25 protein-coding genes, 1 pseudogene and 1 riboswitch are annotated in these 21,750 nt (G+C 38.1%); of the genes and pseudogenes, 19 read left to right on the forward strand and 7 right to left on the reverse strand.

Going from position 1 to position 21,750, the window contains the following annotated elements; genetic code table 11:
* Nucleotides 1-4 precede the first annotated feature (4 nt).
* The gene (locus QEP06_RS04230) at nucleotides 5-643 is read right to left on the reverse strand and encodes a hypothetical protein (RefSeq protein ID WP_285269202.1); all 639 of its coding nucleotides are present in this window, start codon (nucleotides 641-643) and stop codon (nucleotides 5-7) included.
* Nucleotides 644-702: 59 nt separating this feature from the next.
* Nucleotides 703-803: riboswitch (SAM-I-IV-variant riboswitch) on the reverse strand.
* A gap of 298 nt (nucleotides 804-1,101) precedes the next feature.
* Here QEP06_RS04230 and QEP06_RS04235 point away from each other — a divergent pair.
* The 7 genes from QEP06_RS04235 to QEP06_RS04265 all read left to right on the forward strand — a co-directional run bounded on the left by QEP06_RS04235 (nucleotide 1,102) and on the right by QEP06_RS04265 (nucleotide 6,917).
* Nucleotides 1,102-1,890 carry an ADP-ribosylglycohydrolase family protein gene (locus tag QEP06_RS04235; protein WP_285269203.1) on the forward strand — a complete coding sequence of 263 codons (789 nt, stop codon included), beginning with the start codon at nucleotides 1,102-1,104 and terminating at the stop codon, nucleotides 1,888-1,890.
* 33 nt (nucleotides 1,891-1,923) lie between these two features.
* Nucleotides 1,924-3,033, forward strand: coding sequence for a hypothetical protein (locus QEP06_RS04240; protein ID WP_285269204.1), 1,110 nt, complete (start codon nucleotides 1,924-1,926; stop codon nucleotides 3,031-3,033).
* 119 nt (nucleotides 3,034-3,152) lie between these two features.
* Nucleotides 3,153-3,788: a vWA domain-containing protein gene (locus tag QEP06_RS04245; protein WP_285269205.1), complete on the forward strand. Its 636-nt coding sequence runs from the start codon at nucleotides 3,153-3,155 to the stop codon at nucleotides 3,786-3,788.
* Between the two features lie 106 nt (nucleotides 3,789-3,894).
* Complete coding sequence (locus QEP06_RS04250) at nucleotides 3,895-5,847, forward strand: tetratricopeptide repeat protein (protein WP_285269206.1); 1,953 nt, start codon at nucleotides 3,895-3,897, stop codon at nucleotides 5,845-5,847.
* Between the two features lie 131 nt (nucleotides 5,848-5,978).
* Nucleotides 5,979-6,380, forward strand: a complete 402-nt coding sequence (locus tag QEP06_RS04255) for a hypothetical protein (RefSeq protein ID WP_285269207.1) — start codon at nucleotides 5,979-5,981, stop codon at nucleotides 6,378-6,380.
* A 24-nt stretch (nucleotides 6,381-6,404) separates the two neighbouring features.
* Nucleotides 6,405-6,647, forward strand: a complete 243-nt coding sequence (locus QEP06_RS04260; protein ID WP_285269208.1) for a hypothetical protein — start codon at nucleotides 6,405-6,407, stop codon at nucleotides 6,645-6,647.
* Between the two features lie 3 nt (nucleotides 6,648-6,650).
* Nucleotides 6,651-6,917, forward strand: coding sequence for a helix-turn-helix transcriptional regulator (locus QEP06_RS04265; RefSeq protein ID WP_285269209.1), 267 nt, complete (start codon nucleotides 6,651-6,653; stop codon nucleotides 6,915-6,917).
* A 90-nt stretch (nucleotides 6,918-7,007) separates the two neighbouring features.
* Here the strand turns inward: QEP06_RS04265 and QEP06_RS04270 are convergent, their stop codons facing one another.
* A complete protein-coding gene (locus tag QEP06_RS04270; protein WP_341850009.1) occupies nucleotides 7,008-7,274 on the reverse strand; it encodes a very short patch repair endonuclease in 267 nt (88 codons plus the stop codon).
* Nucleotides 7,275-7,426: 152 nt separating this feature from the next.
* On the opposite strand from QEP06_RS04270, the gene QEP06_RS04275 reads away from it, so the two are divergent.
* From QEP06_RS04275 to QEP06_RS04295, 5 genes are all read left to right on the forward strand, one after another.
* A complete protein-coding gene (locus QEP06_RS04275; RefSeq protein ID WP_285269210.1) occupies nucleotides 7,427-7,636 on the forward strand; it encodes a helix-turn-helix domain-containing protein in 210 nt (69 codons plus the stop codon).
* Between the two features lie 104 nt (nucleotides 7,637-7,740).
* Nucleotides 7,741-8,286, forward strand: a complete 546-nt coding sequence (locus tag QEP06_RS04280) for a DNA/RNA helicase domain-containing protein (protein WP_285269211.1) — start codon at nucleotides 7,741-7,743, stop codon at nucleotides 8,284-8,286.
* Between the two features lie 207 nt (nucleotides 8,287-8,493).
* Entirely contained in the window at nucleotides 8,494-8,697 is a 204-nt protein-coding gene (locus QEP06_RS04285; RefSeq protein WP_285269212.1) for a helix-turn-helix domain-containing protein, read from the forward strand.
* Nucleotides 8,694-9,599 carry a hypothetical protein gene (locus QEP06_RS04290; protein WP_285269213.1) on the forward strand — a complete coding sequence of 302 codons (906 nt, stop codon included), beginning with the start codon at nucleotides 8,694-8,696 and terminating at the stop codon, nucleotides 9,597-9,599. Before QEP06_RS04285 ends, QEP06_RS04290 begins: the two co-directional genes overlap by 4 nt.
* Nucleotides 9,596-10,537 carry a hypothetical protein gene (locus QEP06_RS04295; protein WP_285269214.1) on the forward strand — a complete coding sequence of 314 codons (942 nt, stop codon included), beginning with the start codon at nucleotides 9,596-9,598 and terminating at the stop codon, nucleotides 10,535-10,537. Before QEP06_RS04290 ends, QEP06_RS04295 begins: the two co-directional genes overlap by 4 nt.
* Here QEP06_RS04295 and QEP06_RS04300 read toward each other — a convergent pair.
* Nucleotides 10,529-11,746, reverse strand: coding sequence for a DNA cytosine methyltransferase (locus QEP06_RS04300; RefSeq protein ID WP_285269215.1), 1,218 nt, complete (start codon nucleotides 11,744-11,746; stop codon nucleotides 10,529-10,531). The genes QEP06_RS04295 and QEP06_RS04300 overlap by 9 nt on opposite strands.
* Before the next feature lie 689 nt (nucleotides 11,747-12,435).
* On the opposite strand from QEP06_RS04300, the gene QEP06_RS04305 reads away from it, so the two are divergent.
* The 5 genes and pseudogenes from QEP06_RS04305 (at nucleotide 12,436) to QEP06_RS04330 (ending at nucleotide 18,281) form a co-directional block, all read left to right on the forward strand.
* Nucleotides 12,436-14,604, forward strand: coding sequence for an McrB family protein (locus QEP06_RS04305; protein ID WP_285269216.1), 2,169 nt, complete (start codon nucleotides 12,436-12,438; stop codon nucleotides 14,602-14,604).
* A gap of 4 nt (nucleotides 14,605-14,608) precedes the next feature.
* The gene (locus QEP06_RS04310; RefSeq protein WP_285269217.1) at nucleotides 14,609-15,892 is read left to right on the forward strand and encodes a 5-methylcytosine restriction system specificity protein McrC; all 1,284 of its coding nucleotides are present in this window, start codon (nucleotides 14,609-14,611) and stop codon (nucleotides 15,890-15,892) included.
* A gap of 136 nt (nucleotides 15,893-16,028) precedes the next feature.
* Nucleotides 16,029-16,675 (forward strand): annotated as a pseudogene (locus tag QEP06_RS11670) (SOS response-associated peptidase).
* Between the two features lie 10 nt (nucleotides 16,676-16,685).
* Nucleotides 16,686-16,973 (forward strand): hypothetical protein, encoded by a 288-nt coding sequence (locus QEP06_RS04325; RefSeq protein ID WP_285269219.1) that lies wholly within the window; start codon nucleotides 16,686-16,688, stop codon nucleotides 16,971-16,973.
* A 741-nt stretch (nucleotides 16,974-17,714) separates the two neighbouring features.
* Nucleotides 17,715-18,281 (forward strand): hypothetical protein, encoded by a 567-nt coding sequence (locus QEP06_RS04330; RefSeq protein ID WP_285269220.1) that lies wholly within the window; start codon nucleotides 17,715-17,717, stop codon nucleotides 18,279-18,281.
* Nucleotides 18,282-19,061: 780 nt separating this feature from the next.
* Here the strand turns inward: QEP06_RS04330 and QEP06_RS04335 are convergent.
* From QEP06_RS04335 to QEP06_RS04350, 4 genes are all read right to left on the reverse strand, one after another.
* The gene (locus QEP06_RS04335; protein WP_285269221.1) at nucleotides 19,062-19,352 is read right to left on the reverse strand and encodes a hypothetical protein; all 291 of its coding nucleotides are present in this window, start codon (nucleotides 19,350-19,352) and stop codon (nucleotides 19,062-19,064) included.
* Nucleotides 19,342-19,605 (reverse strand): hypothetical protein, encoded by a 264-nt coding sequence (locus QEP06_RS04340; RefSeq protein ID WP_285269222.1) that lies wholly within the window; start codon nucleotides 19,603-19,605, stop codon nucleotides 19,342-19,344. The genes QEP06_RS04335 and QEP06_RS04340 overlap by 11 nt, the downstream gene beginning before the upstream one ends.
* 12 nt (nucleotides 19,606-19,617) lie before the next feature.
* Nucleotides 19,618-20,070, reverse strand: a complete 453-nt coding sequence (locus QEP06_RS04345) for a DUF5675 family protein (RefSeq protein WP_285269223.1) — start codon at nucleotides 20,068-20,070, stop codon at nucleotides 19,618-19,620.
* A gap of 79 nt (nucleotides 20,071-20,149) precedes the next feature.
* Complete coding sequence (locus QEP06_RS04350) at nucleotides 20,150-20,953, reverse strand: hypothetical protein (protein WP_285269224.1); 804 nt, start codon at nucleotides 20,951-20,953, stop codon at nucleotides 20,150-20,152.
* 108 nt (nucleotides 20,954-21,061) lie between these two features.
* On the opposite strand from QEP06_RS04350, the gene QEP06_RS04355 reads away from it, so the two are divergent.
* Together QEP06_RS04355 and QEP06_RS11700 are read left to right on the forward strand one after the other, a co-directional pair.
* The gene (locus QEP06_RS04355) at nucleotides 21,062-21,493 is read left to right on the forward strand and encodes a thermonuclease family protein (protein WP_285269225.1); all 432 of its coding nucleotides are present in this window, start codon (nucleotides 21,062-21,064) and stop codon (nucleotides 21,491-21,493) included.
* On the forward strand, nucleotides 21,376-21,618 hold the full coding sequence (locus QEP06_RS11700) for a thermonuclease family protein (RefSeq protein ID WP_425256180.1): 243 nt from the start codon (nucleotides 21,376-21,378) through the stop codon (nucleotides 21,616-21,618). Before QEP06_RS04355 ends, QEP06_RS11700 begins: the two co-directional genes overlap by 118 nt.
* Nucleotides 21,619-21,750 lie beyond the last annotated feature (132 nt).

Genomic DNA, 21,750 nt, shown 5'->3' on the forward strand with positions numbered 1-21,750 from the left:
AATGTTATTGCTCAAAAAATTCCTGTTGGATAAACCAGTCAAACGTTCCGGTTTTTTGGGTGAGTATCTGTTCAGATAACAATTCTATTCGGTCGTCGATGCTTTTTTCCAGGTAAATTTTCAGTAAAGGTTGCAGTTCATTAAAAGAAGGAGTTCGCGGATGTTCTGCAAACCGTGTCCTGACATCGAGTTCTGCAGATTTTCCATGTCGGATAAAGTACAACGCCAGGAACTCAAAAATTGCTTCTGCAACTTCTGATGATTTCTTAGGACTGTAATCTGTACCAGAAAAAAAGCTTTTCATAAAAACTTTCAGAAGTTCGTCCTTATTTCTTATATAATCTTCAGTTTTTCTGTTGTTGAATTTTTCAAGCGTCTCCAGCAATCTTAAGAAATCTGTTTTCATAGCCTCCCGGTTGGTTTGTATCGTATCACAAATCAGGTAGGCCTCGTTGAGAAGGGTTTCGGCAAATGCATCACTTTGTTCCTTGGCTTCATTCTCAGTGGTGCTAATACTGCTTCTAAATCTGAAACCGCAATAGGGCGCGAGAATTTCAACTTCGGCGTATGTAGCCAACACCACGTTAATCTTTCCGATGATGTGGCAATTCTTATTAGCAATATTCACGACACTTTTAATCATATCATTTATCAGGTTGAATTACAGTAAAACATCGTGGAGAGGGTGGAAACAGATTGGAAGGTTACCTTTTATTTTGGCGCGCAGCCCTCATTCCAAACCACCGTTGAGGGTTAACTCCCGGTTGGTGTTCCGCATTTACCGGAATCTCCTGATGATTGTTCAGCAAAGGTATGTGGATGTTATTGAAAATAATTATTGCAAGTGTTGTAATATAAGTACATTACGCAAATTTTTCCTATTATACAAGTCTTATTTTTAGTTCTGAAAGTGTCAAGTTTCCCAGCGAACAATGCAGTGTAAGGGTGATTTTTTGTCACTTTAATCCATATAATCGCACAGGGCGTTTATTTATCCGTTATAAATTAAGCGGCTTTTGAGTACAAAGCAAATGCTTTTGCAAGGTTGCAATAAATCAACTTCGCAACGACGCTGACTACCTTTGACAAAAGAAATCTAAAATGAGAAATACAATTGTAGGAGCCATTGCCGGCGACATTATCGGCTCAAGGTTTGAGTTTAATAACTACAAATCAAAGAACTTTAAACTTTTTAGTGATAAATGTACCTTCACGGATGATACCGTACTTACCATTGCAGTTGCAGATGCGCTTATGAATCAGCGCGATATGGCAGAAACAGTGAAAGCATATGGCCGGAAGTATCCGAACCGCGGCTACGGCGGAATGTTCAGCAACTGGCTTGCTTCTCCCAGCCTCGATCCGTACAACAGTTTCGGGAATGGATCAGCAATGCGTGCAAGTGCGGCAGGGTTGTACGGAAAATCCCTTCAGGAAGCGATGCTCTGTGCACGCAGATCTGCAAAGATTACGCACAGCCACCCCGAAGGCATAAAAGGAGCGGAAGCTGTAGCGGCAGCGATATATCTTGCCCGTGTGGGTAAAACTAAATCGCAGATACAAGATCATATTACGTTGCTGTTTGGTTATGACCTGAATTTCACCTGTGATGGTATCCGCGAGACCTATTCCTTTGATGAGACATGTCAGGGGACTGTACCGCAAGCCATTGTTGCTTTTCTCGACAGTAGTACGTACGAAGATGCAATTCGGAACGCAGTTTCAATTGGAGGAGACAGCGATACAATTGCCACCATTACAGGAGGAATAGCCGCTGCTTTTTACCGCTCAGTTCCTGCTGAGATCCGCTCCTTTGCGCTGACGAAATTAACGCCGGAACTTAGACGGACCGTGCACGATTTCGAAGAATGGTGTGCAGGCAAGCGGTAATTTTTCTTATTTTTAAGAGCAAATCCAGAAACCTTGAAAATAAATCTGATTTATTCCCCCGACGTTCATCCACAGTCTATGGATGCAATACTCGAAATCCTAAAAAGTGTTTCCGGTCCATTGGAGTTTTCAGTGCTTCATATGCGTTGGTCCTATGATGACAGGTACAACGTTCAACAGCACCGGTACCATAATGACTTCAGATTCAGGATAGAGTCAGAATATAAACTGCAGGAGTATAAGGCTTCCCTCGGTTATCCTTTAAGTTGGCGGGAACTCTTCTTCCTCTGTCAGAAAGCTAGATACTCAGAAAATATTCCGGATCAGGACTTTGTAATCCTGATAACAAACAGGCGTAATTCAATGAATTTCTTCAGTATGTTTGACTATCAGGGCGAGCGCAACGCGTTTGTGCAGTCGTCTGACTGGGATTATTTCCTGAAGTCTCCTGAAACTTATCCCGTTGCTTACGAAGTTCTGGCTAACGTTTTACGGATACTTATGAGATTTGACCTTACAGAAGATATCAAAAGAAACTTTCATCTGGATGCTATCGGCTGTATGAATGATTTCTGTGAGAATAAAAGCCAGATCATCCTGAAACTCCGGACTGCCGATTTATGTCATTCGTGCATCGAGCGTCTGGAGCGTAATGATGCCGATCAGCAGATTGTAGCGCAGGCACTGGATATCTTTGAGAAGATCAGGACAAGTCTGAAATTTTCTCAGGGATTCGCCGGTAACATTAAACCGAAAAAACTCACAGTAAGTCAGAATGGAATGATGACAGCAGGCGACACTGAAATTTCGCTTACTCCATTGGAGAAAACAATTCTTATTTTCTTTTTGCTTCACCCCGACGGTATTAGACTCGCTACGCTCGATGACTACGAACTGGAGATTTTCGGAATCTATCAACGTTTGAAAGCCAATGCAGCTCCTCAAAATATCCGCAATCTGGTGGCTAATTTCGACGGTAACTTTGCTTATAACAAATCAAGGCTGAATAAGAAGCTCCGCGAGCAGATTGGCGAACCTCTTGCCAATTACTATATCATCGACGGGGTGCCGGGGGAAAAGTTTTCTGTTGCGCTTCCTGAAGATTTAATCTGGGTGGATAAGTCTTTTATTCCTGTCCACTAAATTCCTATTTGTATGTCGCTATTCATAGTTGCGCTGCAACCTTGCAGAAAATCAATTGGGGTTGATTGATAGTTAATTTTGTTTTTGAAATTAACACTTAACCTCAAAAATCTACATGTATGAAAAAAACTTTGGTACACAATCTCATTATTCTTGATGAAAGCGGCTCTATGGGTTCAGTCTATGATGCTACAATCGACGGTTTTAATAATTTCCTGAAAAACATCAAAACGTCTGCAGAAGAATTTCGGGATCAGGAGCACAAAGTTTCATTCGTGAGTTTCAATGCAAACAGCATTAGATATATTGCAGAGAATGTTGTAACAGATGCAGTCCCGGTCCTTACCCGTAACAATTACCGGCCAGCTGGTGGCACGCCGTTATTCGACGCCATAGGTGTCGCAGTAAACCGCTTGCGCTATCGTACAGAATATTTCCCGGAGATGAAAGTTCTGGTAAGTATTTTTACAGACGGGTTCGAAAATGCGTCGACGGAATTCACCGCGAAATCCGTCAGCAGTCTGGTATTGTCCCTTGAGAAGAAAGGCTGGACGTTTACTTATATCGGCACCGGCCACGACATTACAGATGCATCAAATTATCTAAAAATAACAAATATAATGTCCTTTACCAAAAGTAAAAAAGGTATCGACACAATGTTTGATACCGAATTAAGAAAAAGAAGAGAGTTCTATTCCAATATTTCCTTAGGAAGAAAAGATAATTCCAAGGATTATTTTGACGGCGAAAAATAGGACACCTTTCGTAGTGTATTACTCAAGCTTTTCCCGCAATACTCTTCATCGTTTCTGCGCTGTTTTGTATATATTTACCGTGAATAATACCCAGAGATAATACTTAATGAACATCCTTCATAAAATCACTCCTTTTCTTTATCAGCTTTTTAATGTGACCTATGGTGACAAAGTAAAACTGATTGCAGACATTACCGAATACTATACAATAAACCAGCATCTGCCTGTGGTCAAGGAAAAGGAAGGGATAATCTCCGTGGATATCCCTGTGAAACTATATTTAGATACCGTTTCCTACACTCACCTGATCAGTTTATGTGAGAACAAGCAATTTGAAAAGGCATATCCTGTAGCCGTAGATCTCGTGAGCAGAACCCCTTCTAATTCCGAATTGAACCGCATCAAAGGACAGATAGAATCAGAATTGGGCGAAACAGATAAGGCTGTTGATTCACTTATTGATGCATTGCGCTGGGATCCGAAAAACACTTATGCCTTAATCATGATGGGCAACATATTTGCGCGGGACAAAAATGATATTGAGACCGCAATGAAATATTTCAACCAAGCATCGGTCGCAGATCCTGAGGACAATATTTCCCTCAACAACATCGGTGCAAACCTGATGATCATGGGAAGGCTTGACGAAGCCCAGGAGTTTTTTGAAAAAGCTGAAAAACTTAATAATAAATACCCGAATACCAAATATGGTTTAGCATACGTCTCATTTTCGAAAGAAAATTATGAAAATGCATTTCAATATGTACTCCAGTCACTAACACTTAATAAGGTTAAGGATGGCTTGTTCGGTCAGTCAATTGACCTTGCTAAAGCAATTGCGGAGAAAGTGGATGCATCTGATGATGCCGCTATTGCACTGAAATCTTATGCAGAGAAACTTGAGCTTCTTACAGGGAAGAAAATTCAGATTCAGGAAGACACAGAGATCCCCACAGTTGCGAAGGTAGAACTGGCTGAAAATCACAACCGTGATTATCACCTGATTAAATATAAACCTGGCTATCCAGGTGTCACTCATCTGGTATTGCATGAGCTGACACATATTGAGCTGGCTGAAGAGGCAAGAATTGCGGGGAATCATATGCTTTTCACAGCTACTCATCAGCACAGGATTAAGTTTATGACTGATTACGAAAACTACGCTAAATTTCTTCAGAAAAAGGGCTATCCTGAAACTTCAATTGCAGGGGTGATGAACAGCCTTTTCGAGGGTCTTAATCGGCAGGTATACAATACTCCGATTGATCTTTTCATCGAAGACCGTTTATATAACGATTTTCCGGAACTCCGCCCGGTCCAGTTTGTTTCATTGTATACACTAATGATGGAAGGTCTGGATGCGGTGACAAGAAAGGAAATCGTAGATCTAACCGATACTAAAATTCTTTCCAATTCTAAGATCTATAATATTGTCAATGCGCTGCACTTTAAGGAGCTGTTCTCGTTTGATGCGATAAAATTATTCAAACCGTCTACGCTTGAATCCCGGCAGGCGACAAGTCTCTATAAGGAGTATGGAGATTACAGAAGCGATAAGGAACCCGGTGAAGAATACGAACTTTTACAGAATTGGGCAAATGATTTAAGCCTCTCAAAATACTTTCAGCTGGTTCTTGAATCAGAATACAAGAAGACAGCAATTGATCTTGACATTCCGGAGCTGAAAGATATCGACGAAAATACCGAAGCAGATCAGAAAATTGAGATGCATGAATTTCAGGAAAAGCATCAGGATGCGAATCTGAATCCTGCGGTCATGATGTTTATGGTAGGGGCGTTGAAATACTTCAAGGATAAATCTTCTGCAGAAATAAAAAGGACAGCCTTCGAGATCGCGACTATAGGGGTAAACGGCATCAATCCAGATAAACAGGATGGCTACAGAGTAAATTCAATTCCAGGCAGTAACTTCAGCGGTTACCAGCTGTTGGCGTATTACTATGTTAGTTTTGCGTTGTCTGCACCGCAGTTGTTACCGGAGCTGCAGTTACCTTTTGACAGGGAGTTTGAATCAGCAAAGGAATTTGTAAAGCCATAATCTTGTCAGAAATTAAAACACTAATTGAAAACACGACAGTTTTTATTTATGCAATGTGTGTCATTAGATGTGCCGTATATTGCACATTTAAAAACATTTTTGTAAGTTTACAGTAATAAAAATTCAGCGTTATGTTAATTAAAAAAGAAGGCCAGATAGTGAGATTCCATACTCCGCTGGCAGATGAAGACCCCAACCAGATTTATGTTGTCTTGGAACTGAAGGAAGATGGCGATAGGTCACGAGCAGATATTCAGGCACTAGGAACCGGATGGTCTTTTCCTCCCGTAAGTACGGTACTGCTTTCAGATCTGGAAGTGGTGGAAGTGGGCACAGCTGACCTTATCGGTCATCATGTTACGGTCAATAAATCGGATTATTCCCAGGCAGAAGGAAAGGTGATAAAGGTAAGCGAACAGAAGATTGATTTGGATCTTTCCGCAGGCGTTAAAGGAGTGGAGACTAATGTATGGCTTACGGTTTTAGACACAGATGGAGTGGAGCATCACGGAACTTTATATGTTAAGCCATAAATTTCTATTTAAAATCAGGAAATTATGAATACTTATCTAACTGAAAAGGAAAAATTGAATCATCCTTACTACAGGATCATGGAGCTGAAGGGTGAAGAACTTAATGAAAAGCTGCATTCATGGTCCAGACTTGAACTCATAGACTGGCTGTGCTGGAACGACCGCAATGGAGTGTATACCGACGAAGATTCCGTACGGGAATTTGGAAATGTACTTACAGAGGAGCGGGCAATTGAGATTATTACAGAAATGATTACGGAAGATTAGAAGATGGCAAATACAGATACTGCATATTTTTCAAATAGGTTAAAATCTGAAATTCTTGAAAACCGTGTGAAAACAGGAAGCTCTCTTAGGGCAATCCGTGAAAACCGTGGTTGGAGTCAGGAGCAGCTGGCAGAGAAAATGAATATTAGCCGGTCCACTATTTCTAAAATTGAAAGTGGGAAATTCAATTGCAGTATTGATTACCTCGCTAAATTTGCATCCTTCCTGGATTTTGAAATTATTCTGCAGGATTCTCAGCAGACCCTTTGATCTTTTGAATTAGAAGCTTAAATGTTTCTTCAATACTGTTTTTTTTCAGCTCACATTCCCACACCGTAATAACATTCCATCCGGTGCTTTTCAGTAGTCCTTCATTACGCAGATCTCTCTCCTATTTCCGCTGATCTTTTCCGTCCAGAATTCCGTCCTCGTTTTGGGTATAACAAAATACCTGCAATCCGTGTGACCGTGCCAAAAACAGCCGTTTACGAAAATAATAGTATTGTATTTCTTCAGTACAATATCGGGTTTTCCCGGAAATTTCCAGTCATTTATTCTGTACCTGAAACCCTCTTTGAAAAGTAATTTTCGTAGAAGTATTTCCGGTTTGGTGTTCTTACCCCTGATTTGCTACATGTTAAATCTCCTCTGATCAGGATTGTGTCTATCCGACATAAATCGTGGATTTTGAATTGTAAATGTATTTCTTTTTTCCTACTAGATAATTCCTTCAGCTTTTATTATTTTTGACCTTTTTTGGTCAATTAATTTAAATGTCAATGTTTTTAGGAGATATTTTAAGGCAGAGCCGCATTAATTTAGGCATATCTCAAAAAGAGATGGCTGATACACTTGGAGTAACTTATTCTTTCCTGTGCAAGGTTGAAAAAAATGAGAAGAAAATCAGTTTGGAAAAGCTTCAAGTAAACGCACTAAAATATCCTGTTGAAAAAGCAAAAGGCTCAAGTAAAAAATATAATGAGTTATGATTGTATATTCTAGTAAAAAACATTCCTTTAATGATGATGTCATCTGATGGTTATTTAGCTTGGCTGGATCATACCCTTCAGGTCAGACAAACAGCAACCCACTGTTGGACTCTGATGATTTTGATTTTAAAATTATAGATCGACCTGACAAGTTACGTGACATCATTTTTGCAAAAAATCTGGAGAACAATAAAGCTAGACTTATAGCAGGTTACTGCTGGAAATGGGTGAGCAAAAAAAATTATAATGCTTATGACATTGAATTCCCCGAGTATGATTTAAGAATGAAGTGGAATTTAGCCGATGACGGTACGAAATGGGTTATACAACCTGAATCCGTTAACGAAATCGGATGTATTCATACATGCCAAGGTTTAGATGTTGATTATATTGGGGTAATAGTTGGTGATGATTTAATTGTCCGAAATGGTGAAGTTTTAGTTGACCCCTCCGAAAGAGATTCTAATGACAGCACAATCCGGGGTTATAAATCAATGATGAAGGATAATCCTGAAAATACCAAAAATCTACTTAGAAGAATTATCAAAAACACATATAGAACCTTAATGACTCGAGGCATGAAAGGTTGTTATGTTTACTTTACAGATAATGAAACATCTGAATATTTTAAAAGCAAATTGTTCCTTTAAATAGGGTATTCCATCTCCTTATTTAAAATCCCCATTCATATCTATCACTTCTTCTATTATTTTCTTCATTTAATTTAGACTCTTTCTGTCAAAAAGACAAATCTGTATAATCTGTCTTTTAATTATCAGCATTTTATCATTTAAATGCGGACTATAGACCGTTGTGCCATTGTCAGCAATTAATAATATTTACATATAATAATTCTCATGGATATTAAATTACGATTTGCAGCAAAAGTTAAGGAATTGCGTGCTGCAAGTGGCATGTCGCAAGAGGTACTTGCCAACGCTGCCGGACTAGATCGAACATACCTTCAAAGTATCGAAAAAGGTAAGCGAAATGTCTCTTTAGAAACAGTGGAAAAATTAGCGATGGCTTTTAATATTGAAATTAAAGACTTCTTTAAATGAATTTAAAAAGATTTTCTGAATTAAATCAGTCGGAAATAGATTTACTGGTTAACAACATCAACACTGGAATTGAATATGAGTATGCCTTATTTTATTTGTTAACCACAGCCGAGGAAAAAACTCTGTTTATGAACTCGGTTATTAATATCCACCCTTACAAGGATCGTATAAAATCATTGATTACACAAATTAATATCGGTCCAATATTATCTTCGTTTAATGCATGTTCTTTTAATCCAAGTTCTTATTATTTAGTCACTCAAGATGATTCTGTTGGCCCATCTGACCTGATTGCAACCAATAAGAATGGTGACAAAATTGGACTGTCTGTTAAATATGCTAATTCTTGTCAACAAAATATATCTGGCAAACATTTTCTGGGAAAAGAAGATATTGACAATATAAAACCAGAATTCCATAAACTTTGCGATGAATATATTCACGAAATGACGCGGGCACATGGCTCCATAGAGAACTGGTTTCGTAAAAGAAAGACGAGTACCAAGACAGATGAAATAATTGACTTAATTAGAGATGCCGTGATAGAAAAGTGGTCGAGCAAGTCTACTGAGGAGAAACGGCTATTAATGACCAGGCTACTACAGGCTGATAGCCCTGTGAAATATTTCATTGTAACATTTAAAACAAGAGCCAATGCTCTGTCAACGGTGGTTCGGACTGATTTAGAATATAATTTGAATTATGATGCAATTATCTTAAAAAAGCACCAAACTTCAATTATCAGTTTTGAACATAACGGTGCAGTTTTGGGCCATTTGCAAATAAAATTTAATAACGGGATTCTAGAAAAAGGTACCGATAGTAACAGTTTTTGTACTATAAATGGAATAAAACTTAGGAGAGGAGCACCATTTACATCTTGGAATTTTTCACTGAAATGATTAAAGCACTACGTTCAAATAAAAAAATAATCATCAATTCAGATATTGATGGAGTCCTTAGCGGTCTTATTCTCCAAGAATATTTAGATTGTGAGGTTGTTGGGTTTTGTAATAGTGATAATAAATTATGGATTCTTGAAGATGAAATTTCAGATTATCGTCAATTCGTTTTTATTGATATGTTCGTAAATAACAAAAATATTACGTGTATTGATCAACATATAGTTTCTTTTAATGAGTCTCATAATGAAGAGCTTTCATCCTATGGTAATAAAATAAATCCTAATATTATTAGAGGTCGTTATTTTGTTCCTAACAATTCATACTACTCAAAATATCCCTTTGGTACAGTTCACTTTATAATAGCGGATCTTGAGAGAAATAATTTTGACTTAAAAAACATCTCCTTATTTAGAAATGATATAGAATTAAATCCCATAGAATACTTTTTAAGAGCAGATGATGCTTTGCTAACTTCGGTAATAAAATACAAAGACAATGCATTAGACTGGTGGAAATGGCTAAAAGAATATTCCTTAAACGGAACTGTCACCACTCAGTTCATGAATTATGTATATTCAGGGGTAGATCCGCATCTAAGTAAAAAAGGGGTGGAAAATCACCTCATGGGATATCCCTTCTACTGTAAAAAGCCCGATGGTGGTTTTTTCGAAATTCTTGATGCCCATTGTAAGATACTCCCTAATTTTAAACTTTATCTTGATTTTATAGCTGATAAAATAAATTTACCGCCTCTACGTATAAAAGAAAACTTTAAGATTTTGCAGGGAACTCCTAAAAGAATAAATTTTACTCACGCGGATTTCGAGGAATTTAAAAACCTCTCTACCGTTTCCGGTAAAAAGGTTTTTTCATATGCCTTTGTCAAATCATATGGCAAAGAGAATTCTTTTAGTTTTACTTATTTCTTAAAATAAGGCCAAATTACTGGGTTTAGTATAATGTCGCACTACATCAGCATCTCCTAAAAGAAATCGCCCAAAAAGTTCTACAACATCTACGTTAACTGCATTTCCAAATTGTTTATATGCAACCCGGTCATTTGCAGGTATCTTAAAAGTATCAGGAAATCCTTGCAATCTTGCACATTCCCTCGGAGTAATAAATCTTCTTCTTTCGCCTACAATTGAAGTTTGTGTTATTGCTACCAATGCTGGGAAGTGACTAGGTTGTTTTACACGTAACCCAGAAGGTCGAAAGTGCATTAGGGTGTTCCAAAGTGTCGGATTATCAACTTTTCCGGCTTGCCATTCAAATTTTGCTTTTGATCCCTTGAATAATTTGATGTTATCACTTTTTTTCAACCATCCATCTAGAAATTCTCTATTTTTAATATAAAGTTCATTATTTTTTAAAATGAAGGTGCGCTCCCATTTCGGTTTTTCTTCTAAATCCTCCGTCATATCCAACTCTCTCAATCGATCTGCCCATACAGGAAAACCTGGTAGAGGTGTTTTTATATTCCGTATAAATTCATCCCAATGTGAAATTAACTGGATTTCCTCCTCCTTTAATAAGTATTTTTCTAATTCTGCAATTTCCTCTTCATTTTGAAGTACTTCATCGGCACTTGCATCTTTAATTACCTTCTTGTCAAAATAAAAATGGTCAATCTCTCCCAAGTCTTCACGTTTGCACATAATAAAAACTCTTTCTCTATGTTGGGGATGTCCTAGAAAATGCGGACTAAAGATAATTGGCGTTTCGTGTACATTATATCCAATGCTTCGAATGTTTTCGTAAATAGTCCTCCATGTTAGACCGTTATCATGTGACGCTAAATTTCTCACATTTTCCAGTAACATGTACTTCGGTTTATGTTTTTTTGCAATTCTCAGAATATCATAAAATAATGTACCTCTGGGATCATTTATGCCTTTTCTGTTTCCTGCTTTTGAGAATGATTGACATGGAAAGCCTCCGCAAATCATATCATGTTCTGGTATTTCGTTCTCATCTACTTTGGTAATATCATCTGCGGGCATTAATCCGTAGTTATCTGAATATACTTCTCTACAATTTTTATCAATGTCTGAGGCAAATACACACTCACCGCCTAATCTTTCCATGGCTTGGTGGAAGCCACCAATTCCGCAAAAAAGATCAATGAATTTAAATTTCTCCAATTTATTTTATTTAGCCGCCAAAATTACAAAAAACAAACTGAGATATTTTGTTAATATTAATCGTAAAACTTTTATATTTAAATATAAATTATGTGGTAATATTAGCATATAACGACGGGTATATTCGTAAATTAACTACAAACTTGATGAGCAATAAATATATCAATCTACGAGAAGAACATCAGCCCCTCGCTCACTTGACCGCCGCTATCCTTCTTGTTCTGGCTGCCAATATTACAGTGTAAACTTACACATTTGCGAAACGGATATACACGGCCCATTATAAAATGTACCTTCCTGCAACGATGTTGTGCTTAACCATTATAATTGCCGATCATCGGAGATAAACAAGTGCATTATTGTAAGCCATGAAAAAATATTCTGACAAAATTTGATAAGAAACTGCCGATGGAGTTTTCACTATACTAACTTCTTTTAATTACCTTTAAAAAATCGTAATAACTCTTTCAGAAAACTCCCACTTTCCTTGGAAGGCATATACACATTTACGATTTTAATCTATCTTAAAATTAACCAGTCATTAAAACAAAAACTATACAACCTACAATTCATGGCGAACACGATCCGGGTTTTCCAAAATCAAATATTAAAAAGTATTATTATGGTTGGTTTTACCAAGAAGATAATGGCCTATAAGTTAATATAGATTTACGATTTAAATTATAAATATGGATAAAACAACTAAATATATTGATAAAGTTATCATATCAGAAGATTTTTATTTTGAGTACGGCAGAACAGCATTAATGAAGTGGTTAAACGATTTTAACCTTACTCCTCAAGAACAAGATGAATTACAGGTCTTAATAAAAGATTATGACCGTTTTTCGAAACTTCCGACAGATCATAAATTCGCAACTGTTCGAGAGATATTTTTCGAAATAGTGTCCTATTGTGATCTTCATGCAAATAGCAAGTCCGTCTATAATAAATATGAAGATAAAAGAACGCTGGCACGTGCAGGTGTACGAATGAATGACTGGTGTAATCACATTTACATATTTAAGTATGATCGTCAGAACACCAGCCCCTCCGTTAAGAATGCACTTAATATGCTTTTGGAGCCAAAAGATAATTTGAGTTATCTCAGTGAAGGCCATCGTAATAAAATCTCGGAGAAGTACCTTGGTAAGCCGTACAACAGCAGCACTTTTGCGAACGAAATAACCGAACATTTTTCCAAAGATATTGGTCAGTGGGCAAAAAATGCCGAGAACAATAGTTTATTAATTTCCCGACGCATATTTGACTTAGAGAAAGAATGGAATATTACAGAACTCACGTTTTCCCAATACGTTAAGGATTTCAAAAAATATGTTGCAGATAAACAGTTACCCTTTATTTTTGATGCTAAAAGACGTACCACAAAATATTTTTGGATATCAGATGTTGAAGGCTATTTTTTAAATACACCGGTACACTATGAAATTATAATTGAAAGTGATGAAATCTCCGTCGATTTACACCTGGAAGGAACAATAAAACAAAACTTGGAAATAGCAAAGTTGCTTGATCCCTTACCACCTAATCTGGAATTAAAACCTTGGCGGTCGGTTCCCAGTATATCGCATATCCAAAAATTCACACTTACTGATGAAGATCTTGTTGAAAAAACAGCAGAGTGTTTGGGAGAACTTTTTGAAAAAACTTACCCACTTTTAATCCAAACTTTAAAAACCCGCTATCCTCTAAAATCCCTACAAATGAATACATCTGATGAAATAAAAGAATATGCAGAGCTGCTCTCTTATAAGAAACAAATAATTTTAAAAGGTCCACCTGGAACAGGCAAGACCAGAATGGCAGAAAAAATAGCTCAGTTCATTATCGCTGATCAAATTGACTATTCCTCTAACGAAAAATTTGAGTTGACAAAAGACACAATCAAAAACTACATAAAGCCAGGGATGACACTTCCCAGCAAAAGTGGCATCATCTATACTGTTCAAGAAATTGATGAAGTGAAAATTGGTATCAAATCCGATAAGAGTAAAGTTTGGTATCCTTCGTTTAATAATATTATTCGCTCGTACAATGAAAAGTTATACAAGGGAAAAAATAGAGGCAGTGGTTTTCGTCCGTACGAAGATGCCATCGCTATTTATTTAGAGAAAAACATTCCTGCGGACTCTTTAGCACAAGTAGATCCCACTACACTTTCCGTTGATAACAGTCCCTATTATAAAATTGTCCAGTTTCACCCCTCTTATTCGTACGAAGATTTTGTTCGTGGCATTATAGCAAAACCTTCAGATGAAACAGAAGGCATCGTATATGAGGCAGAAAATAAACTGCTTGCAGAGTTTGCTAATACAGCTTTAGATAATGAAAATAAAAATTACATTTTGGTAATTGATGAAATTAACAGAGCAAACCTTTCGTCTGTATTAGGGGAATTAATTTATGCCTTGGAATATCGTGATAAGGAAGTAGATAGCATGTATCAAATAGATGGTGACAATACGATTACATTGCCTTCCAATCTGCTGATAATAGGAACAATGAACACTGCTGATAGAAGTGTCGGGCATATTGATTATGCAATAAGACGGAGGTTTTCATTTGTTGAAATCCTTCCAAAGAACCTGGAAGGACAAAAAGACATCACATTTGACTCCACACTATTTAATAAGGTTGCAGAGATTTTTGAAAATCACACATCAGAAGATTTTCGGATAAACGATGTCCAATTAGGCCACTCATATTTCATCGATAAAACCTCTGAAGGAGGACCAATGAATGTTAGGTTAAAATATGAAATTAAACCTATTCTGATGGAATATGTTCAGGATGGTATTTTGAAAGAAAGTGCGATTGAAGCAATCGAAAACCTCTAGTGCAATGATCTCTTTAATTGAACATTTTCAACATTATAGGCGTTCTCTGGATGAGGACACGGATAGTTACCTGCGATCACTCCCTGCCGGTAATTTTAAAAGATGTTTTCAAGATAACGAGGAAAAGCCATGCTGCTCTATTAACATTAAAGAAGATGTAAGCGGTGCTAAAACATATGAAATTGAAACTTCATACTTTATTGGCGTTGACAGGATCCGTGGGTTAGGTCGTTCTATTATTGTTGAACCAAAAATAAACACGGTCGACTCTGAAGTTAATGTGTTTGCAATGCTCTTTGAAGCCTTGTCTGATTATGAAAATTTCAAACATCTTGACGGTCTTTATGACATAAACTTCGATTCAGAACCAATAATCGTTCATCAAAAAAATGATGTACTGACACCGTTTTTACTAATTCAATTTGTGCAAACCTTAGCTGCATTGGTAAAGAAAGGATTAAAGAAATCATATTACAGAACTACTCAAAATCTGGAATCAAAAATTAAAGGTAAAATACTTGTCAAAGATCAAATCAATAAAAATGTTCTAAAAAACAATAAAACTAAAACCTTTTGTGAATTTGAAGTTTTTGGATTTGATACCGCACAAAATCAATTTCTAAAATATGTTTTAAAATTTGTCAAAGTAAATCTAAATAAATATCCTGTAGAACTCCGGGCTGCCATTTCAGATGTTTTTAATTTTATTCAACCTGCGTTTGGAAATGTATCTGACTGCTCTTTTACTAAGTTTAGTACGCGTGAAAAAAATCCGTTTTATAGCGAGTACAACCATTTATTTGAAGTAGGAAACTTAATCTTGAAAATTCAAGGCTTCAATACTTCAAATAAAGTCGCTCTTAAAAGAAAAATTCCACCGCATTGGATCGATATGAGTATGTTATTCGAACTTTACGTTTTCAAAAAATTACGAGATATCTTTCCTTTAAAAAATGAAGCTATTTATCATCGAAAATTTCTTGGAGGCAAAGAAACGGACATTATAATTACATCAGACAATTTTGAATGCGTAGTAGATTGTAAATACAAGCCGCGATACGCAAATCTAGATCCTTCTTTAGAAGATTATCGACAACTGGCAGGTTATTGTAGAATGAAATCTGTATATAAAATATTGGGAAAACCTTTTTCAGAAGTTATAAAAGGACTTATAATATACTCTGATCAAAATGCTGCTCTGGACATAAAAAAGGAAGATTTATTCAAGTCAAATGCATATGAATACGTTGATTTTTTTAAGATCGGTATAAAACTACCGGAGAAATAATTATCAGCCCAACCGGCTGTAATTTGCATTAGTTTACGCTTTGCCTGAAAAAATTATTATTAAATTTGTTTAGCACCGTTTCTAATAGAATATGCATTTATATTTTGTTGGATAATTCTACAAATCAAATTTAATTATGTGTTATTACGTTGATACAAACTTCACTAAAAAAGAGATAAAAGAAATCTACGGCGTTGGTTTTGAGGGAGAGGAATACAAACCGACTCAATTTCTTACCGGTTTTTCCCATGCTCTTTTGCCTGTTATTTTGGACGACAATCCTGCAATATGTACAACAGCAAATTGGGGGTTAATTCCGTTTTGGGCAAAGGACAGGAAAATCCAAAAGCAAACCTTAAATGCAAAAATAGAAACGGTCACTGAAAACCATCTTTCAGAAATAATCATAATCGCCGGTGTCTGGTTTTGGTGAAAGGTTTCTACGAATGGAAATGGCTAGATGATAAAGGCAAGGAAAAAAACAAACATTTTCTCACATTACCCAATGCAGGTATAATTTCTTTAGGAGGTATCTACGGGAACTGGACTGATAACGAAACCGGTGAGGAACTTACTAGTTTTTCAATTGTTACAACACAGGCTAATGAACTGATGACCGAAATTCACAACACGAAACACCGTATGCCGGTTGTTCTTACTAAGGCTATGGAACGGGAGTGGCTAACGGATCGGGATATTCAGGATTTTGCTTTCCCCAATCACGAAGCGGATCTACTTGCAGTGAATCTCGACCAGTCTACCGAATCTACAACACTATTTTAAAATCATTAATATGAATACTTACCGCGACCAAATAGTCATTGCAATTCAGGATCTGATAATATGTCGGCATAATCTCTTTGATAACATTGTAAACCTTGCAATGAAAGGAGAGTTAGGCCATCTTGACGGAGCAGTAGACCAAGGTGAAACCTACGAATTTAAAATGAATCATTTCAGAGGCCTTAACGATAAAACTGTTAACACTGTGATTGAAATTTGCGACCTGATTGATAGCAAAATAATGATTTTGATGGAGGAAAATGGTATAGACTATAACGAAGTGGATTTTGAAAATTAAATAACATTTGCCAATAAGAAAGGAGTTGCTTGAAATCCCCGCCCGCCACAGCAAGTAACATAATGGCAATTATAGGACCTTTCCAGCGCTACGGGGAGTGCGTCCTTTCCGCTTCGCTTCATTCCCGCACCTGCCATCAGCCAAGGTCCTATAATTGAAAATTATGTTAAATGCTTTCCTTGCAACGGGCGAAGCCCTTTTGCGCCAACGCCACCCAGCCGCCAGGGCAGTTATAATTTACAAGGTCATTTCCCCCATCGAAGACCTACAATTCCCCGCCACCCTTTCATAGGATGCAGCAAAATGGTGCAGAGAGCATCGGGATTAGCCAGTACCTCCAGTATATTGCCACTACATAAAGCGGTTTTATTTAATCAGCGGTTTTTATGTAGTGGCAATACACTTCCGGCACCGCGCACAGCAGTATTCCGGGCAGAACGAAAATAGCCTTACCCCCACCAATATTTCCAGCAGACGCCACAAACACTTGAATTTTATAGGCTAAGAGTTTCAGTGTGTTTGTGGCGCCTGCTGGAAATGCCAACCGCGAAGCATTTTCGTCCCGCCCTCCATACAGCTGTCTTTCCAGCCGCTGTTACCACCCGGTATCTTTATAAAGAGTGTCGCCGGTATAGCCTGTCGATATCCACCATTTTGCTGCGAGTTGTCTGCCCAGTTTTTGAAAGTTATATTTCCACAATATTGTTGTAAATTAGAAAGGTATAATTAATCCCTCCACCTATGCTGAAATTATCCCCTGAACTACGGAAAGTAGTTGACGATTTCGAAATTACAGATGATGCCATTTGTTTTATGACAATTTCGAAAGACAACCTTGACGATATGCGTTCAGGGATTAAAAATGTTGAATACCGCACGGATTCTGATCATTGGATGAAAAAATTTTTTATTCAGGATAAAGTAGGGAACCTTTCATTGAAAAAAAATTACACACATCTTTTGTTTCAGAACGGTTATAATCCAGACAGCCCACGAGTTCTTATCGAACTTAAAGGAATTTCAAACGGTCGACAGTCTTTCCCGGGAAATCTTTCCACTGTTGGCCATTACATCTATACGGATTTCATTAACCTCTTGTTGGGGAAAATTCTATATGATTCCGATCCGATTCAACTTCGTTCCTCAACAAAGAAGGGAGCGTCTAATAAATCGGCACCAAAAACTAAATCATTTTCTACGGTGCCAAAAAGCAAATCTAAGCCGGTCAAAAATATCTCTGCTTCTCAAAGTAAAATAGTCAGTAGCACCCCTACTATTACTTGGACAATTACGGGAAGTGATCAATAATCCCCGCTTTCCCATGTTCCTCCAGCACATAGCCGGCATTCACTTCACGGTCGTAGCCGCCCGTTACATTACTGCCGTCTATGCGCTTCCGTCACCGCGCACAGCAGTATGCCGGTATTCCAGATTTTTATTATTGAATTATGGTTCTGGCACACCGGCATACAGCTGTCTTTGCCCTCGGTCCCTGAGGTCCCTCGATGGGCTCGCAGCCGCTTTAAAGATCTCGCTTCGATTCAAAGTCTGTTTATAATAAGCAAAGGGGTTGCGTTCACCTCCCGACGACCCGGATGTGAAAAAATAAAAAAAAGAAAGTAAAGCTATACAGTCAGGAAATTTCCTTGCAATTTCAAGCCCTCCGGGTTTTTTGAAAAAAATATCTGCGCTGAAAAAATTGCGCCTATATTTTTTTCAAAAAAATATTGCAAAGAATTTTCCTTCCCGAGAAGGCGGAGCACTTTCTTTTTTTTTTTTTTCTTTTGAAAAATTTTCATCGAACCAGGTTTCTTTAAACCTAAACTACGCTTCCCGACAATGTCCGCACCTTCCGCTGTGAACATATCGCCACATGACCAGACCCAAGATCCCCGAATCCGATCTTTACATCTGAAAGATTATTTGATTCCCACTTTTCCCACACATTTCCCGTACATAAGCCATACTTATTTCGCCCCTTTAACCAAAGCACCGCAAACGGATGCAAACGAAATATAGAGTATGAAAAAGACCTGTCTTTCGGACAGGCCACAAACTAAATTAAAATTCCTAAATGGGACTTATGTGCTATTTTATTGCGTCCGCAATGGGGGTTTCAGGCGATCTTCCGGGAATTTTTTCGGATTTTTCGCCGTACTCCTCTGAGCTGGTAGCCGTCTGACTTACCGCGCCAAGAATGGTTCCGCCCAAAAGCAAATAGCCTCCAACGGATATTAGCGCTGCTGGCAGCGCCACCGGTGCTGCTATTAAAGCGCCACCAACCGCGGACAGACTGAGGCCAATATTTCGGATAACCCGGAACCATTTAGGAGTCGGTGCGGAAATTCTGCTAACCAGATTTAGATTCCTATTTTTCATGGTCGTGATTTTTAATTTGCTTGAGTTCAATCTTATTGATTCTTTGTTCTAAATATTCGACCTTCTGATTCAGAAGTTCGTGACTGGTCTTTGACTCCGATCTGATCAGCATTCCGGTTGTTTTTACATCCGATAGATTTTCACCCATCTTGCGGAAGTCCGCGTGAAGCTGTTTGATAAAATATGCTACAATCCCCAACAGGACGCTGCTGATGAAACCGAACAATACGCTAAGTGTTATTTCATTTGCCATGAGTTGTCGTTTTTAGAATTGAAAAATATTCTGGATCTCAATCTCATTTTCTTTGCTTCTGGCTGCCGCCAGAAGTTTCGGGTAAACCTGTCGGTACGCGTCCGCGCTCTGCAGCACCTGAAAATCGCCGTCTTTTTTGATGTAACTCAGTCCGACAAGCGGACAGCCTGCGGTATGGTCTATCGTGTTACCCACATGGATATACACTGAATCATACGTTGGCAGATCATCAATTTCAATCATGCCCTGATGCATGGGCCCGTACTTTTGGAAATACGTTTTGTTCATTCCGCCCCAGGTGTTGAGTCTAAGCTTGAAATTCCCTTCGGGAATTGCGGTCTTACTTTTAATCTTAACCTGTCGGATTTTATCTTCCAGCAGAAAACACTGGAATATGCCGTCAATATAAAGGTGAGAAAGTGTGCTTTCTTTGCCTTGTGCTACTCTTACAATCTTTGTTTTCATAATCTGGTGAAGCTTAAAAATGAATGGATGAAATAAAAAAAAGGCTTCCCGGTTGGAGAAGCCATTTGACGAAAACATCCTAAAAAACTTCCACAATTTTGAGACAGTTTCCAGTAGCAAACGGATAATATTGCGTATTAACTTCCTGGAAAAACTCGATACCTACACACTGAATTACAGAAACGTTTGCACCCAAAACCGGAGCTCCCGGTAGTTCCGCCGGTATCGTAGATCCTGCGTATGTCGCGTTTAAAGGGAGATAAGGAGAATAGGTAACTACACTTAACTCATTATTCACCGCGTCATCCGGTTCATAAGTTCCTGTAATCGGATTATAAGAAAAATCAGCGATCACAGCCAAAACATGAAGCATGCGGAAATGGGTTGCCCCTGCAGGAGAGGTGATAAGCTCAGCAGGATTAAATTCAGCAATAATCAAATCACCGGCATTCCTTTCCACCTCATGGTTAACATCGAAAGGCGCATTGAACACCCCGTTAATTGATTGGTTCTTATTGAACTCGAAACCTGCCAGATAATTTCTTTGCGTAGAAATCTCCACTTTTCGGTACCCTCTGGCTTCGGTTCCGTCCTCCAGGTTGATTCGCTTCATGATAGAAGTTAATCTGCCTGTTACCTGAGTATCGGTGAATTTTCCCATCAGTGCAGATAGAGCGGTTCGCACCGCTTTCCCGGCGATGGCGCAGCCACCGAATTCGTTCATATTTTCCCGGGTACGTTCAAACTCCGGAGCTGTTTTTACCTGTTGCGCGGTCGGACCGCCAACCATACCGGCAAAAAATCCTTTTTGCCCTTTGATTTTGAAATGTCTAACGTCGCCTATGGTTCCGACGTATTTCATGAGACCTTTTTGTCTTGCCATGATATTAAATTTTAGAATTGATAATCTGAAGAAAAACACTGTTGTCTAGACAGTTATAAATTTCCTGAATTATCTTTACATTAGCAACATATAAAAGACTGTAAACCAATGAAATACAACGCAACAAACTACAAAGACGATGCAATGAAGGGTAGCACTGAAGAAAATCCTTCTGCTAAATATTTTAAAATCCCGGGCATTATTACCGAAACATTCTGGATCGTCGAAAGAGTTCTGGATGGTGACAGTATAACTGTGAAAGAAGAATTCGGTCCGGAACGTAAAGAAATCCGCCTTTATGGTCTTGATGCACCGGAGGTGCATCTAAGCCGAAAGATGCGCGAGGACGAAGCTAAAAGCCGTATTCCTGCCAGTTTACTGCTGCAGTTCGGACTACAGAGTTTAGATTATGTACTACAGGTGTGCCCTCCGGGCACCCGCGTCACACTTCTAACCGAAAAAAAAACGAACTGGACTTCTGGCTGCGCCAGTTGGCCTACGTCATTCTGCCTTCCGGCGAATGCCTCAATGAGCTTCTAATAGCAAATGGCTGGGCAAAAGCCAGCCATTCGTATTATTGTTCAATGCTTACAGAATATCAGTCTTTAAATTTCCAGGCGAGGCAGCAACAGCATGGAATCTACCTATTAATCTACGTTTTCTGATTTGTTGTACTTATGTTGTACTAAAGGCAGTATGGGAGTAAATAAACACCCTGTTAATAAGGCTTATCTTAAAGAGTTGTCATAATACTTTGTTAGCAGAAGTACTTGTTAACGATATATTTCATAATTTGA

Source organism: Kaistella rhinocerotis, assembly GCF_030243905.1.
Classification (GTDB): Bacteria; Bacteroidota; Bacteroidia; order Flavobacteriales; family Weeksellaceae; genus Kaistella; species Kaistella rhinocerotis.